The 15661-nt window shown below is 55.7% G+C and carries 12 protein-coding genes; 5 read left to right on the forward strand and 7 right to left on the reverse strand.

Annotated features, from left to right (window positions below; all coding sequences use genetic code 11):
• The 4 genes from ICY20_RS03680 to ICY20_RS03695 all read left to right on the forward strand — a co-directional run bounded on the left by ICY20_RS03680 (position 1) and on the right by ICY20_RS03695 (position 4751).
• Positions 1-795, forward strand: a complete 795-nt coding sequence (locus ICY20_RS03680; RefSeq protein ID WP_324187948.1) for a retron system putative HNH endonuclease — start codon at positions 1-3, stop codon at positions 793-795.
• 272 nt (positions 796-1067) lie between these two features.
• Positions 1068-2294, forward strand: coding sequence for a hypothetical protein (locus ICY20_RS03685; RefSeq protein WP_194936949.1), 1227 nt, complete (start codon positions 1068-1070; stop codon positions 2292-2294).
• On the forward strand, positions 2287-2748 hold the full coding sequence (locus ICY20_RS03690) for a three component ABC system middle component (RefSeq protein ID WP_194936950.1): 462 nt from the start codon (positions 2287-2289) through the stop codon (positions 2746-2748). Before ICY20_RS03685 ends, ICY20_RS03690 begins: the two co-directional genes overlap by 8 nt.
• Positions 2745-4751, forward strand: a complete 2007-nt coding sequence (locus ICY20_RS03695) for a DUF3732 domain-containing protein (RefSeq protein WP_194936951.1) — start codon at positions 2745-2747, stop codon at positions 4749-4751. Before ICY20_RS03690 ends, ICY20_RS03695 begins: the two co-directional genes overlap by 4 nt.
• A gap of 557 nt (positions 4752-5308) precedes the next feature.
• On the opposite strand, the gene ICY20_RS03700 is transcribed toward ICY20_RS03695, so the two are convergent.
• The 7 genes from ICY20_RS03700 to ICY20_RS03730 form a co-directional block, all read right to left on the reverse strand.
• On the reverse strand, positions 5309-6535 hold the full coding sequence (locus ICY20_RS03700) for an MFS transporter (RefSeq protein WP_159962151.1): 1227 nt from the start codon (positions 6533-6535) through the stop codon (positions 5309-5311).
• 249 nt (positions 6536-6784) lie between these two features.
• On the reverse strand, positions 6785-8053 hold the full coding sequence (locus ICY20_RS03705) for a UDP-glycosyltransferase (RefSeq protein WP_194936952.1): 1269 nt from the start codon (positions 8051-8053) through the stop codon (positions 6785-6787).
• 142 nt (positions 8054-8195) lie between these two features.
• Positions 8196-9185 carry a hypothetical protein gene (locus ICY20_RS03710; protein ID WP_159962149.1) on the reverse strand — a complete coding sequence of 330 codons (990 nt, stop codon included), beginning with the start codon at positions 9183-9185 and terminating at the stop codon, positions 8196-8198.
• A 9-nt stretch (positions 9186-9194) separates the two neighbouring features.
• Positions 9195-10949: an asparagine synthase (glutamine-hydrolyzing) gene (gene asnB, locus ICY20_RS03715; RefSeq protein WP_194936953.1), complete on the reverse strand. Its 1755-nt coding sequence runs from the start codon at positions 10947-10949 to the stop codon at positions 9195-9197.
• A 1-nt stretch (position 10950) separates the two neighbouring features.
• Complete coding sequence (locus ICY20_RS03720) at positions 10951-11505, reverse strand: sugar transferase (protein ID WP_159962147.1); 555 nt, start codon at positions 11503-11505, stop codon at positions 10951-10953.
• Between the two features lies 1 nt (position 11506).
• Positions 11507-13030: a lipid II flippase MurJ gene (locus tag ICY20_RS03725; RefSeq protein WP_159962146.1), complete on the reverse strand. Its 1524-nt coding sequence runs from the start codon at positions 13028-13030 to the stop codon at positions 11507-11509.
• Positions 13031-13864, reverse strand: coding sequence for an aldolase/citrate lyase family protein (locus ICY20_RS03730; RefSeq protein ID WP_159962145.1), 834 nt, complete (start codon positions 13862-13864; stop codon positions 13031-13033). It lies immediately after the preceding gene.
• 816 nt (positions 13865-14680) lie between these two features.
• Here ICY20_RS03730 and ICY20_RS03735 point away from each other — a divergent pair.
• Positions 14681-15661 (forward strand): NAD-dependent 4,6-dehydratase LegB, encoded by a 981-nt coding sequence (locus ICY20_RS03735; protein WP_159962144.1) that lies wholly within the window; start codon positions 14681-14683, stop codon positions 15659-15661.

Here is a 15661-nt window from a genome sequence, read left to right on the forward strand (position 1 = left end):
GTGGCAAGAACTGCCGAGCCTGATGAATTGAAAGCCTATCGAGAAGCCAATCCGACGTTTGGCTGGGACGAGATGCGTCAGGATGCAGAAGGGCGTGCGGTCTATGACGTTATTCGCCCACGCCTGATTGAAGGTCAAGGCGGCATCTGCGCATTCTGTGAAATTGAGATCATAAGTCTCGATCCGACGCACTGCCGCGTCGAGCACTTTCATCCCAAATCAGACAGGGCAACACCTCACAACTGGGCACTGGACTGGCAGAACATGATTGCTGTCTGCATGGGCGGTTCACAACGACATCACGTCTTGCCTTATACGAAAGAGCCTTTACCTGAAAACCTTAGTTGCGATGCGCACAAGGATAAAATGATTCAGAGCCATCGGCTGGAGGAATGCTGCGAGGGGTGGATTATCAATCCGGTGGCTTTGCCCGCTTTCCCCAGGCTATTTTTCCTAGAAAAAAGCACTGGGGAATTGTTGCCAGATGGGCAATGTTGCTCGGAAGTCAGCATGGAGGGAAACAAACATCCTACTACTCAGGCGCTGGTAGAGCACACGATCAACATGCTGAATCTAAACTGTGACCGTTTGTGTGAGGCTCGGAAGAGCGTACTTTGGAATATTGAGCGTAACAAAAAGCGACTGCGTGATGCTGCGAAAACACCACAACAAGGTATGGATGAGTTGGCGGGCCGTTTTTTACAGCAGCGGTGGCCAGGCTTTTTTACTACTATCCGTTTCTGTCTAGGGGCCGCAGCGGAGCGATATCTACAAAACAACCAGTATCGTGGGTGATGGCGATAACCGTCCCGCTAACGCTTCGCTGAGTATCAGTGCCAATCAGCCGGAATGGCTTTTTGATACCGCATGTTTTCCAAGCTGATACTATATATCTGATCGAGTGATTAGTGCTGTATTTTTATACAGTTATAGCATAGCGGGCTCCATGCCTTATCCCACCGGCTCACAGGTTCCTAGGGGACCTTGAGGCTCAGACCAAGCTATGGCTGCGCCCTTTATGTCAGACGGATCGGTGGTCAAGGAAGAAGCCATAATGTGGAAAATGTATGGATACGACGCAACCTTTCCCGTCAGCTGCAACTAGTGATTCTCAGCTGCCTTTCGATGCCACACTTCTCTTCAAAGCACTCCAATATCAGCTATTAGTTGCGGTTGACTATTGCTATGCCTTGCAACCAGGGCAGTGTCTTTGGCTTGAGGTCTTTGGTGATGTGACCGTCCCAGGTGTCAATCAGACAGAGGTCAAGCTGTACACGGGCAAGTTGACCGATAGCCACACCAACCTCTGGAACACCCTTAAGAACTGGCTGCATGAGAACTTTGACCGCACTTCCTACCAGAGCTTGGTATTGCTCACTACCCAGGAATTTGGTGATCAGACTCTGCTGAAGGGATGGAATGAGATATCTCCAACCGCGAGGCTTGAGGTTTTGGAGACCATTTTCGCAGCCTCGCAGCCGGTCAAGAAAGTGGTGACGCCGACTGCAAAAAATCATGATCCTGATGCTGTGAAACTCTCCAAGGTTCAATCTCTGCAGCAGTATGTGATGGCCGCCGAGCGTCGCGCTGATCTGATGGATATTCTTGAGCGGATGCGGATAACAACGGGCGCAGATTCACTGGCACACCGTCTAGAAAAATTCGTGACAACCAACCTCAAGATCATTCGCCTTTCTAAGCACCAAAGGTTTATCGATGACCTCCTTGGCTTCATGAGCAGCACCGAGCTCGTGCAGAAGGGGTGGAAAATCACCCATGAAGCTTTTACCAACAAGTTGACCGAGCTCACCAAGCTCCACATGAAGCACCCGACCACCTTCCCACCGGTGGATGTGGCTGCGCTCAAGAAATCGATCGATATTGAGCAGATCAAACCTAAGTTGTTTGCTAGAAAAATAGTTGGGATTGGTGGGGAACATTTCCTTAAGAGGGCAGCTTTGCACCGTCTTGTTGCTGAGACAACGATTTCTGACCTCTATGCGGACGGCGAGCTATTCAAGAGCGATGTTGATCGATACATCAATAATCATCTGGAGCGTCATTTATATGGCCGGGAAAGTGCGATGCTTGAGTGCTTCGGGATCTCTTGCGCGACGCAACTCAAGACCCAGTCCATGAAATTTTATCTGGATCAGCATGCCACGGATGTTGAACAGTTCTGTGGCTTGGAAAGCACGATGACCGAGTTTCGCAATGGTATTTACCATATGCTAGCCGACGATGTGCCTGGCGATGAGGACGAGGAGTTTCACTGGAGGCTATGGAATGAGTAATTTGGCCTCGGATCATCTCTACACATTGCATAGGACGCCGTACGCTTTGGCGCCAGTAATTCAGAGCTTTTACGATGAGTGGGAGTCGAGAGAAAAAGACATACTACTGAGCTACTTGGTCCTCCCATTAGTGACTTACAAACCGATGCAGTCATTTCTGCACCTTGCCAAACGTAGTAGCTCCGTCAGGACGATGACTTCCGACACTGGCAGGCTGCTCGGGTTAGCACTGCGCGTTCAAGAGCTCAAACCCATCACCAATGCTGCGTTGCTGATATTGACAGCCGAAAAGAGTCTGGAAGTCACACCAGAGATGTCGGTGCTTTCCATCAACAAGCTTCGGTTGGGGAACGCTGATAAAAATTTGCTTAGATACAGCAAGAAATTGGCAATGGTGTTTTCTGACGAAAGCGTCGTCTCTATTTACAGGATGTTGGGGCTCAAGTCGTTATGAAGTGCTATGTAAGATACATCGGGGTGGTTGACCAAGATGACGTGGTTCATTCTGTGCCTTTTGAGCCGGGACTGAATATCATTACCGGAAAGTCATCCAAGGGTAAGAGTGCCATTCTTGATATTTTCGATTTCTGCATGGGCAGCTCCGAAGATACGATACCAGAAGGCGTCATCACCGAGCGGGCCAAGCTGTTTTTTACAGCCCTGCGGTTCCAGACCGTTGTCGTAGTCATTGGACGGCTACTAGGGACGAAACGTTGCTTCATTCGCGAGGTTTATGGGCCAGCCATTGACGATGTACATACGCTTATAGAGGACGCAAGCGCGTTTTTCGCCCCGTCGTTTTTCCAGCACCGGGATGAGTTTCTCAAGAGCCTGGGTCGGTATTTTCAGGTGACGCTCGAAAACATCGACGTTGACCCATTGCTCAAAGACATCACGGGCAAAAAAAGCGCCACACCTTCGGTTCGTAGCTTTTCGTCCTTCATGCTGCAGCATCAAAACCTGGTCGCAAACAAGCATGCGATCTTCTATCGATTCGAGGAAAAGCGAAAGCGCGACCAAGCGATCGAGCATTTCAAGATATTTATGGGGATCGTCGGTGAGGACTATTTTGACCTTGCCAAGGAGCATACGGAGGCCTACTACGAGTTGAAAAGGGCGCTCGCCCAGGTACCCAAGCAGGAAAAGATCGAGGCAGATTTCCTCGCAGAATTCGCCCGTTACCTCGCAGAATACGAGGCACTGGCTGGCCAGAAACTAACGGATCTGACTCCTGATGATATCTGGCGCAAACCCAAAGCGGCGCTTACTCATCTGACTGGTATAGCTGTTAGGGTTGATGGCCTGTCAAATGCGTTTGAAACCAAACGGGCAGAGCTGCAGGTCAAGAAAGCCGATCTGATGGCCTGCATCCAGAAAGCCTTGAACAAACGTTATCTATTGAAGGTGTCCACGGAGCAGGCATCGGGATTTGGGGAGTCCTTGACCTCACTTGCGATCCCTAAGTCTGCCAGTCTAGAGGAGACGGTATGCCCAGTCTGTGCCTCACAATCCGATGTTGCGGAAGATGAGGCCAATAAGCTTTCTGCTGCCATCCACTGGCTTAATGAGGAACTGAAGCTTTCCACATACGCGCGCGAAGGATTTGGTGAAGAGCGCCGGGTGGTAGACGGTGAAATCAAAGAGCTGCGTCAGCAGTTGGATGTCGTTCAGAAGGCCCTGAAACCGCTGGATGAGGAGGCCGAACGGCTGGATAAATCCAAATCCGTTGACGCCTCGGCTCAAAAGGCCAAGCTCAAGTTGGAGCTGGCTATTGAACGTTGTATCGAGCAGCCGCCTTCCCAGATGGCAGGTATGGTTGAGCACTGGCAGAAGCGGGTTGAGGAACTCGAAGGGCTGATGGCCAAGTTTGATGTCGAATCAAAACTATGGGCCCTCACAAATGATATCAACAAGAAAATGAAGTTGTTTGGGAGCAGATTTGATTTCGAAGAAACGTATAGGACAGGATCTTTAAAATTTGATGTTGATACATTTGATCTTTGGCATGAGAAGCCTAGTGACGGTGGGTTCCCCAAGAAAATATTCCTGCGCTCAATGGGGAGCGGCGCAAACTGGTTGTATTCCCATTTGACACTGTTCATGGCATTGCATTATCAATTCGCAGCTCATGACGCAAAGTGCAAGATTCCGCCCATTCTGTTCCTAGATCAGCCCACGCAGGTGTATTTCCCGTCAACCGATGATGCCGAAGATTTCAAGGCTGCTGACCTTCGTGGGGACAGAAAGACCGGAAAGACGCTCGACGACGATGTGAGCGCGGTCTCGGAAATGTTCACCGAGCTTGCTCGGTTCTGTGATGAGACGCTTAAGGAAACCGGTGTGATGCCACAGGTCATTGTCTGCGACCACGCCGACAGGCTGACTCTTGATAATGGGTATGTGTTTGAGAGATTTGTTCGCGCACGCTGGAGGACTAGAGGCCTGATCGCCGATTGACCTACCCAGCGGAAATAGTACTTTTTGTACCAGTATTTTGTACCAAAACTCAGCGGTAGCCCTCGTAGTGCTGGTGTTTCGGGTGCTGCAGAGTATTTCGCAGAGCGTCCCTATCTCTCCGCCATTACATAGAAAAAGCCCCGTAGCTGAATAAGCTACGGGGCTTTTTCGTTTTTAGTTGATTGTGCAACCTCGTCGCAAGCGTTTTACTCGTTATGGGTGCAGACAACCCTACTTTTTGCCCTTGGGCTTCGACGGTGTTTTTTTATCCGTTTCTTTCACCGTTTCCCTCGGCCTTTTCTTCGCCTCAGCCTCTGTCACGTACTCTCCTGTAACCGCATCACGATACTTGGTTGGCATATAGCCTCCTTGTCACGTCGCCACGTCGGCGACTCTCTCGATGCTAGCTCAGAGGTATAAGTGCACAAGCTTCAATGTGCGAGCGCTTATTACGAGGCTTGGCCCAATCGCGATTGCTGCTTAAATGGCCCAGCCCCAAAACTGAAAAAGCCTGCTGAACTCAATGATCAGCAGGCTTTTTAGTCGGCGCTGTCTAACTAGGCGGGTTGAGCCACCAAGCTATTACTCACCTTACGCCCCAACACCAACACCGTCACAAACCCCGCGCCCACCAATGCCGTGGCCAGGCTCAACAGCACTGCGCTGCCCATCTGATCGACGATCTGCCCACCGAAGAATGAGCCCAGTGCGATGATCACCTGGAACAAGGCCACGAACAGGGGCATGCCGCGTTCGACATCCTTGGGCGCTACGACAAACATCCAGATGCTGGCGCAGGCCGGGAAGGCGCCGAAAGCGAAGCCCCAGAGTGCGATCAGCATCGCGGCGCCGGTCATGCCGGTGGCGAAGTGGGGGAACAGGGCGGTGCTGGTGCCGATCATCAGCGCCACCAGCAGTAAGGTGTGGCGCACGCTGCGGTTGGCGGCGAAGCCGGCGAAGACGTTACCCATCACGCCTGCTGCGCCGTAGAGGAGTAGCAATGAGCCAATGGTCGGCCCGTCGAAGCCGGCGCTCTGTTTGAAGAACGGCGCGACATAGGTGTAGGCGGCAAAGTGCGCCAAGCCGATCAGCAACACGGCGATCAAACCAACCCGGGCTTGTGGGTTGATAAACAGGGCCGGCAGGTCGCTGACGCGAATGGCCTTTTCGGGGGTGAGCCGGGGTAGCAGCAAGACCTGCGCCAGCAGCACCGGCACGCCCACCAGCGCGGTGACCAGGAAGGTCATGCGCCAGCCCATCAGGCCGCTGAGCCAAGTGCCTACGGGCACGCCCAGCACGGTGGCCAGGGTCACTCCCATCATGATGATGGACGTGGCCTTCGCTACGCCCACGCCCTTGGGTGCCAGGCGGCCGCTGAGGGCGATCGCCGTTGCCCAGAACCCGCCAATACTGATACCCAGCAGTACGCGGCCGAACAGCAGCAGGCTGAAGTCGCTGGCATAGGCCACGACCGAGTTGGCGATGATCATGATCAGCGTCAGGCTGATCAGCAGATAGCGACGGTCCATGGTGCCAATGAAAACCGACAGCAACGGCGCGGCGAGGGCGGCCATGATGCCGGGCAGGGTCACCATCAGGCCTGCGTGACCGGCACTGATGCCCAGGTCACTGGCGACGTCGTTGAGTACGCCCACCGGCAGGAATTCACTGGTCACCAAGGCGAAGGCGCCCACAGCGACCGAGAGTATGGCCAGCCACTGTTGTTTGACGCTTTGTTGATTGTGTTCGGGGCGGCCGCGAGGGCGCTGGGAGGCGGTTGGCATGGTGTTCGGTTCCAAGAGGGGGCGTGTAGCCAGAAGCTGTGCGGGGAAATCTGCAGGCGATTATATAAATCGGTTGTCGCAATCGAGCAGGCGCTCCTCTCGATAGTAATCATCAGTGCAATCAATGCGGCGCTGATGGGGGGGGGCGCAGGGTCGTATCAGTAGGACGGGGTAACGTGATGTCTGAAGCGCCTGCCGATCGCAATGTTTGGCAGGCGCTTCAAGGGGGGGCTCTTTTGCTCGGCCTGCTTAAACGTGCGAGCCCAGCAATGATTCGGCCACTGCAACCAGGTTGTTTGTCGCGCTGGTGCTGCGCTTGTGAGTCGCAACGGGCAATGCCTGTGGCGACACGTTGGCGAGCGCCTCGGCCAATTGGTCTGGCAATGCGACTTCGACCGCAATGCCCATTTGTGCGTACGGAGAGTCCTGTGAGAACACGGAGCCCGCCACCGCAAGCACTGGCCGGCCCGCCAGGTGTGCCTCAAGCCCTACGGTGGAGCAGGTTACGACGACGATGTCGACGGCGTGCAGCAGCGTGGCAAGGTCTTCGCTGGATGGGCTTAAATCAACACGTGCTTGTCCTGGCTGGAACTGGACGCGCTCGCTTGGGTGATAGCGCACCACCAGTCGGTAACTTCCATTGCCTTTAACAAAGTCGCGCAGGCTTGTCTCGATTCGACGGGGCAGCGTCGGGTCACCGGTACGCGGCACAAATGGGTGTCGCTCGGGCTCCACCTGTGAGGCCCAGAGAATAACGGTTTCATCTTGCGCCCAGCCTTTGGTGTTGCGCATGGCGCGGCCGGCTTCGCGCGCTTGGGGCTGTTGCAACCGCTCGAACGCCGGATTGCCGGTCACCAACACGGTTTCGGCACGGCAGCCTTCGGACACGAACATGTCTCTGATCTGTTCGTTGAGAACGCAGATCCGACTCGCGTAGCCAGGTTTTTTTATCCACTGAATCTCTTGCAGCCCGAAAATATCCACGGCACAGATCGATGCGATCCCAAGCGCGCTGGCGGCCTCAAGCACCGCCTGTTCGCTGCGCGGCGAATTGGTCGCGATCACCAGCGAAGGGTTCAGCTCGTGCAGCCATCGTTTGAACAGCCCGACCGGGCAAAAGGCTTGGCGGCCTTTTTCAGCGAACAGCTGCGCTGCGCCTTGCGGGCCATGTTCGGCGACCAGTTCCCGGTAGTTAAGGCCCATATAGGCGATTGATTCGCTCAGTGGCACGCTGCCACCGGAGGGCATTTCTCGTGTCAGTTCTTGCCCCCAGGCGACGGCGTCGCAATTGCCTGCTTCAGGGAAGTCCTGGTAGCCAATGAATGGAATCCCGGCACGCTCCAGGTAAGCCCCGGCGGTGGTCAGTGCGAGAAAAACCAGCGTGTGTCCACGCGCTATCAAGCTGCGGGCCACCGGTGCCAGCATTGCGACATGTCCGCCGCCATACGCAACCAGCAAAATGGGCTTTTTGGCCGCTACTGGTGAGCCCGTAGCGGATACAACATCATTAGCAGTCATCAATGGCGCTCTCAAATTCAGCAGGCCTGGCACGCGCCGACCCAGTTTTCATTGCGTTTAGCTGCCACCCCCATTTGAGTAACGGGTTGCTCAAGGGCGCGAACGCTCCAGGGCGTCAGATAAAAGCCTTAAAGGGGCGTGATCATTGGTCCTGCGGCGCAGGATGGTGTCGCAGCCCCAGAAATCTAAGTGTCCATCGTGTAGCGTTGCCAGCCTCACAAAGGAGCAGTGGGATGGCAAGCGTCAACACCGTGAAACCGAAGAGGCCCCCTGCAATTGAAATGACCAGCAGTTTGCGGATCGGCCGTATGGGAGGGCCGAAGAAAAACAGCATGCCTGCAAGGCTGCCGATTGGAATAGCCAGTAGCAGCGCAATCGTCATGCCTGGCCTCAGGCCTGTATCCAGGCCATCGTGGGAAAGGAAGATCTTGCCCATCCCGTGCCCCAGCATTTGAACCAGGCCATGCAGGCCGCCCCCGAAGTAGTCCAGGTTCTTATCGATCGCGAGAAGAAAATACGACATGAACACGTAGCAGCAGGGTGCCAGCATCAAGAGGACCAGCAGGCTCCTGAGGTTCTTGAGCTTGACCCCTCCGTTTCTCCAGCGGTCGAGAAAGAACACGAAGATCGCAAAAAGCACGATTACAAACACCCCTGTGCTCACCGCCCCCAGCAGGCACGCGATTGCGCCCCGCAGTACAGGCCATTTGACTCGCAGTGTGGCTTTGCTCAAATCAATGCATAACGACACGCAAAGCAGCCAAGCGCTCCAGGCGATCACGCCGCGGCCATTCATGAGCATGTGGGCGAGAAAGAAGGCGCCCCATATCAGGTAAGGCGGGCTGGCAAGCTGGGTTTTACGCACGATGGCAGACCATACCGATGCGTTGAGCACCATGTACAGGCAGCAGTACAGCGAAAACCCCAGCCCCGGATAGGCATTCTCAAGCAGCAAGCCCGGATAGGCCACTAAGTAGCGGAACAGGTGCGGGTGTCCCACCAGCGACTCGAGCGTAGCTCGTTCCTTCCACAGGTCCAAAACCTGCGGCCAGGCCGAGAACTCCTTTACGCCGGACAGTGTAAGGGCCGCCATGACTGACAGGATGACCAGCGTTGAGACGCGTACTTTCATTCAGCAGGCCTAACAGTTTTTCTGCCAGTGATTCAGGGCAATGAGCGCGCGAATCTCCCGTGTGTTGTTTTGCTCACCGCAAATGTGGGCTTCATTCATCCGGGCCATGGCTGCTTCGTCAAACACGCCGACTGGCATGTTTTCCCGGCAGTAGTCAGCCTTTGTTGTTTTGAACCACTCACCCACCGGCACTGTGAACATCTGTTTTTTACGATAGGCCAAATTGTCACCAATTAAAGGGGCTACCGCTTTTTTGTACAGATATTTGGTAATGCCATCCTTGAGCTTGAGTGAGCCGGGCATGCGGAAGGCGAACTCCATCATGCGGTAGTCCAGAAAGGGCGTGCGCGCTTCAAGCGACACGGCCATGCCCATGCGGTCGGGTTTGACCAGATTGTTGCCGGACAGCAGCAGTTGCATGTCCAGGTACAGGGCCTGGTTGATGCGATCCTGGTGCGCGACGGCCTTGAAATACGGCGCTGCTACGTCAAAGGAGTCGACGCCGTCCAGTCGGGCCGCCAGTTCTGGCGTGTACAGCGCCTGCTTACCTTGGTGATTGAGTAGCGAAATGCTGTCGAAATAGTTGCGCTGGAATTCTTCGTCAGACCATGTCGCTGCTTCAGGCTGCGCAAAAAAATCACGGTGCTTGTCATAACCGGCGAACAATTCGTCGCCGCCATCGCCGGTCAGCACGACTTTCACATGCTCGGCTGCCAGTGCGGATACACGATAGGTTGGCAGGAAGGACACATCACCGTGGGGTTGGTCGCAGTGATAAGTTGCCATCGGCCACAGGTCCAGCATGTCCGGCTCCACTCGTTCCATGACATGTTGGGCGCCAAACCGCTCAGCAGCTTCCTGGGCATAGGCCGACTCATCGAAGCGTGGGTCGTCGAAGCCAATGCAGAAGGTCTTTACCGGCTCGCTCATATGCCGGGCCATCAAGCCGACGATGGTGCTCGAATCCACGCCGCCGGACAGGAATGCGCCAAACGGCACGTCGCAACGCAGTCGCAAACGTACGGCATCATCCAGAATGGTGTTGAACTCTTCGATCCATTCCTCTTCGCTACGCCCGTGAACGGGTTGAATGGCGGCCAGGTCCCACCAGCGTGAAACCTGGGTTTCATTCGCAGTGATCTTCATCAGATGCCCCGGCATCAGGTGACGCACGCCTTGATACAGCGTGAAGGGGGCTGGCACGTAGTTGAATGTGAGGTAGTGGTGCAGCGCCTCTTCATCCATGGCGGGGCGGGGCATGCCGGACTTCAGTATCGATTTGATCTCTGAGGCGAAGGTGATTTGCACGCCATCATCGTGGACATACAGCGGTTTGACGCCGATTCGATCGCGCACCAGATACACCGCCTGCTCGCGGGCATCGTAGATGGCAATGGCGAACATGCCATTGAGCTTGTCTACAAACGATATGCCGTCGCGCTCATAGAGGCGCAGCAATACCTCGGTGTCCGAGTGCGAGCGACAGGCGTAAGCCGTGCCGGCCAGTTCTTCAGCCAGCTCAAGGTGGTTGAATATTTCACCATTTTGCACAACGACGATGTTTGCGTCGTCGGAAATGAACGGCTGGTTGCCGCCTGCCAGGTCGATGATAGACAGGCGCTGATTACCCAGTGCCACGCCCGGCGCGCTGAATATGCCCTGGTCATCGGGGCCGCGATGACGAATGGAGTCGCCCATGGCACGCACGGTGTCTGGAGCCAGCGACTCGCCACGGCGATTAAAATAGCCAAAAATTCCGCACATTTCAGTTGCCGCCCTTTCCAAAAACTTGTTTGAACGTCAGTGCGATGATTTCAATATCCTTCATCAGCGACGCCTCTTGGACATATTGCAGATCCAATTGCTTGCGCTGTTGGTCGGTGGCGGCCGAGCGCAGGGTTGCTTGCGCAAGCCCCGTGATGCCGGGTCTGACGCTGTGCCGGATGCGCCATTCTTCATCGGTGTACAGCGGTCGTTGCGCTGGCACATCCGGGCGCGGCCCGACCAGGCTCATGTCTCCCAGCAGCACATTGAACAACTGTGGCAGCTCATCCAGGCTGGTGCGCCGGATGAATCGGCCTATTCGGGTGATGCGTGGGTCGCCGTCGGCAGTGGAGTAGCCGCCAAGGCTTTCGGCATTGAGTACCATGCTGCGGAACTTATAGATGAAAAACTCTCGGCCCCCACGCCCGACTCGCCGCTGTTTGAACAGCACGTGACCGGAGTCGGAGATATAGATGGCTGCTGCAACTCCAAGCAAGACAGGCGATAACGCCACAATCGCCCCGGTAGCGCAGAGCAAGTCAAAAAGCCTTTTCACGTTATCTCCTAATCCTGTCAGCGGAACGCAATACCAATAAACCAGCAGCCACCGCGCACGCAAAGACTGCGCCTGCGAGCAGGGTACGCCAAAAAACAAGGGGGCCAGGCAATAGCTGGGCGAGTGGTTTCAACGCCAGTACATCACACAGCCAGCCAACCAGCGCCACGCAGCCGATGGTGGCCAAACACAGCAAAATTCTACACGACTGCGCGCGATCGGGTCGTATGCCGCCCCGGCTTGCCGCCTGCATAAGGCTGATAGCGAGGATGAAGTGAAATACCGGGAGTGCTCCCATCAGCAGGGCAGGCTTGCCCGTCAGCAGCCCGGGCAGGCACAGCAGCGGAAGTATCAGCATGATCACGACCGTGCGGCGCAGTACCAATGCCGGCAACCGGCGTGCATTGAGTGCAGCGGCTGCGAGGCTGGCGATGCCTACCCATGGGACGCTCAGCAATGCGATCTGAGTCAGTGCGGTGATGTGAGCTTGCCCTTGCGCGCCGACACGGCCCGCTCCGAACAGGATGGCCACCACCGCATCCACAAATGGAAAGCCGCACAGCACCACCGCAACGGACAGTACCCATGAGCGATTGAGCCCCGAGCGCAGGATGGCATCGAACGTCGCGACGTCGTTCTGCTCGTGGGCTTCGCTGAGTCGCGGAAACGCCACGGTAGCGAGTGTTGTAATCAGAATGCCCAGCGGCAGTTCGACAAGTTTTATCGCATAGTTGAATGCCGCCAACTCGCCCTTGCCCAACCAGCTCGCGCCGGCACGCAGGGCGACCGGTACGAGGATTAGCAGGGATGCGGAGGCCAGCCCGGCTATGAAGCCGTGTACCAGGCGCCGATCCAGCAGCAGGCCTTGATGGGCATGCAGTACCTGGGGAGCACCTGTGCGCAGGGCCATCCACTGGCTGGTCCAGCGCAGCAAAGCCCCGGTCAGAATGCCTGCACACAGCAAGGCCAGGTAGCCATGGCCCCAAAACATTGCCAGTAGTAGCGCGGCGATGACGCAAAGATTGAAAAGCAGCGTGCCGCACCCGGCGATGAAGAAACGGTCCCGAGCATTAAGTGCAGCGGTGCTGACCCCGGACAGTGCGGCGAGTGGAATGGCCAATGCAATGGCGTAGATCATCCAGCCGTCCAGCCAATGCGTCGCACCTTGAAGGCCCGGGGCAAACAGCCATAACCACACCGATGGCGCCAACGCAAAACACAGCCCCAGCAGCGCAAATACTGCGCCGAACGCGAATGAAGCCTGCTTGAAAAGCGCTGCGGCCTGTGCGGGGTTCGCCGCACGCAGCGCGGGCACCAGGGCGACACCGATGCCGCCGGAAAGGAGGAGGTTGACCAGCAAGTCAGGCACCGTCAATAACACGATTGCGATGTCCGCTTGTTCAGACAAACCCAGCGACGATGCCAGCAATATCTCTCGGCCGAAACCGGCCAAGCGGCCGGCCATCAATGCCAGGCTCAGAAACAAACCGGCACTGAGTAAACTGCGCTGTCCCTGCGTCATCATTCAGCCGTTCGCCCTGCGTGCACGAATGGACGTGACAATGGCTTGCACGCCGGCCTGCACGCTCGTGTGGGCAGTCTGGAGCTGCTCCGGCGTCGCGTGCAGAAAGTGCTCATAGACGTCGCGAAGTTTTTGCACTTCGCCGGCAAAATCCATTTCGGCCTCAATCTGCGCAACAGACGACGCGTTGCGGTGGAACGCCCTGGACAGAATCGCAGCACTGGAGCCAAGTCGCGCATGTTCAGCGATCAGCAGTTCTGCGGGCAGCATGCCGTCGCCGACACGCGCCAAACCGCCGATACCGAAGGGCACTTCAGCCTCGCGCAGCACTGCGGCCAGCCCATCTACCGTGCCATTGGCCACCAGCTCGAACATGAAGTCCAGGCCTTGTTCCAAGTGCAGGTCGTTAAGGCCGATATGTACCTCATCAACACCCGGCACCTGCACGCATTCAGCCAGCGAGTTGGCAGCGCCCACCGTTTCGACCAGCAGATTGCACCGTGCCCGGCCGTTCACTGCTTGAGTAAAGGCACGAACCTCAGCGGCCCCCCTGAACATGGGAAGCATCAGGATATCGGCGCCGGCATCGATCGCTTGGTCGATCTCGGCCTGGCTGTGTTCATGGATCGGATTAATGCGCACCAGTAATCGCCCGGCAGGCACGGCGGGCCTCACACGGCGCACATCATCGAGCGTGTGCTTGCTGATGACGGTGTTCAGGTGGCCTTGGCGCGCCTGCTTGCCGTTGATTTCTGTATCAACAAAGATACGATCGACGCCGTTCTCGACAGCAAAGCTTGCCATCGTCGGGCAGTTGGTGATCAGGAGAAGCTTCATTTAGCGCTTTCTCGTGCAGTTAGTGGGGACGGCTCACTCTATTGAAAAATAGAGGGTGTGATTGGAATCGCGGGTCTTTCGGGTGAATTAACAGTCCAGGTGCATTTGGCTGTAGGAAATAATTACGCTTAAGTCCGGAAATCATGAAGGTCAAGAGTTGGCCGTAGGAACACTGTTTCGATTTTATTATCCGGTATTCCAAGAAACTCACGTACTTTTCTGTGTTTAACGCAGTGGTAAAGAACGGCATGTATTCACGCCCACTCCGTTTTGAAGTGGCCGGATGCGAGCGCGCCGGCATTATAGAGGAAATGATGTGCTGAAGGTGGGGCACTGGCAATCACAGTTTGCGTCACGCAAATATCGAGCCGTCGACCAGGGGTGGGTGTCATCTGTGGTGGTTGGGGCATTCCATTCTGCTCGCGTCACCTGAAGTCTTCTTGGGGTTGTCAGGCAAGGCCTGCTGGGCTTTGCCTTTGTGGGGCGCGCCGGCGGCATGGAGACGCGTCCTTTCTTTGTGTATAGTGCAGCGAAGATTTGGCGCTGCCTAACTTTACGCACGCCCTGCAGTGTGGTTGCTGGAACCAGGCATCATTGTCATCCGGCGAACCTGGCAGGCGACAAGGGAGTCCTCGTTGTTGTGCGCAGTGCCTACTAGTCCGACCTGAAGTCGGCGGGTTGCAACAACGTTGATCAAGCAGCGCTTTACGGCGAAATGAGTAGTAGGGCCGAGGTCGTTCGACTGGCCCCGGTAGTTATTTATATGTCTTCTGTTCCTGAGTAAATGTCAGGTGCAGGCACGTTAAGGGTTAAACGATGACTACAGTTTTGGTGACCGGCGCTGACGGCTTTATTGGCTCGCATTTGACCGAGTTGTTGGTACGCGAGGGTTATAAGGTTAAGGCACTTTCGCAATATAACTCGTTTAACTATTGGGGTTGGCTGGAGGACGTGGATTGCCTCTCGCAGATCGAGGTCCTCAACGGTGATGTGCGCGACCCCCATTATTGCAAACACATTACAAAGGGCGTGGATGTCGTCTTTCACCTCGCCGCGCTGATCGCCATCCCCTACTCCTATGTAGCGCCAGACAGTTACGTCGACACCAACGTCAAGGGCACGCTGAACATCTGCCAGGCGGCGCTCGAGAATGGCGTCAAGCGCGTCATCCATACCTCGACCAGCGAGGTGTATGGCACCGCGCAGTATGTGCCTATCGACGAAAAACATCCGCTGCAGGCGCAGTCGCCCTACAGCGCGTCGAAAATCGGTGCGGACGCGATGGCCATGAGCTTTTTCAACGCTTTTGACCTGCCGCTGACCATCGCACGCCCGTTCAATACCTACGGGCCTCGCCAGTCTGCGCGGGCAGTGATTCCGACCATCATCAGCCAGATTGCTGCCGGGCAGAAACAGATCAAACTCGGTGATGTGACGCCAACCCGTGACTTCAACTATGTTGCAGACACTTGCCGTGGCTTCCTTGAGCTTGCGCGCTGCGACCAGGCAATTGGCGAGACCGTCAATATCGGTTCGAACTTTGAGATTTCAGTCGGTGACACGCTTAACCTGATCCGTGATTTGATGGGCAGTGATGTCGAGTTCCTGACCGACGATCAGCGTATCCGCCCTGAGAAATCCGAAGTCTTCCGTTTGTGGTGTGATAACACCAAGATTCACGGCCTGACAGGCTTCAAACCCGAATTTTCCATTCGTGAAGGTTTGGAGAAGACCGTGGAGTGGTTCTCGCACCCTCAGAACCTGGCCAAATACAAAGCCAATATCTATAACGTTTGA

This window comes from Pseudomonas pisciculturae (genome assembly GCF_015461805.1).
Lineage (GTDB): Bacteria > Pseudomonadota > Gammaproteobacteria > Pseudomonadales > Pseudomonadaceae > Aquipseudomonas > Aquipseudomonas pisciculturae.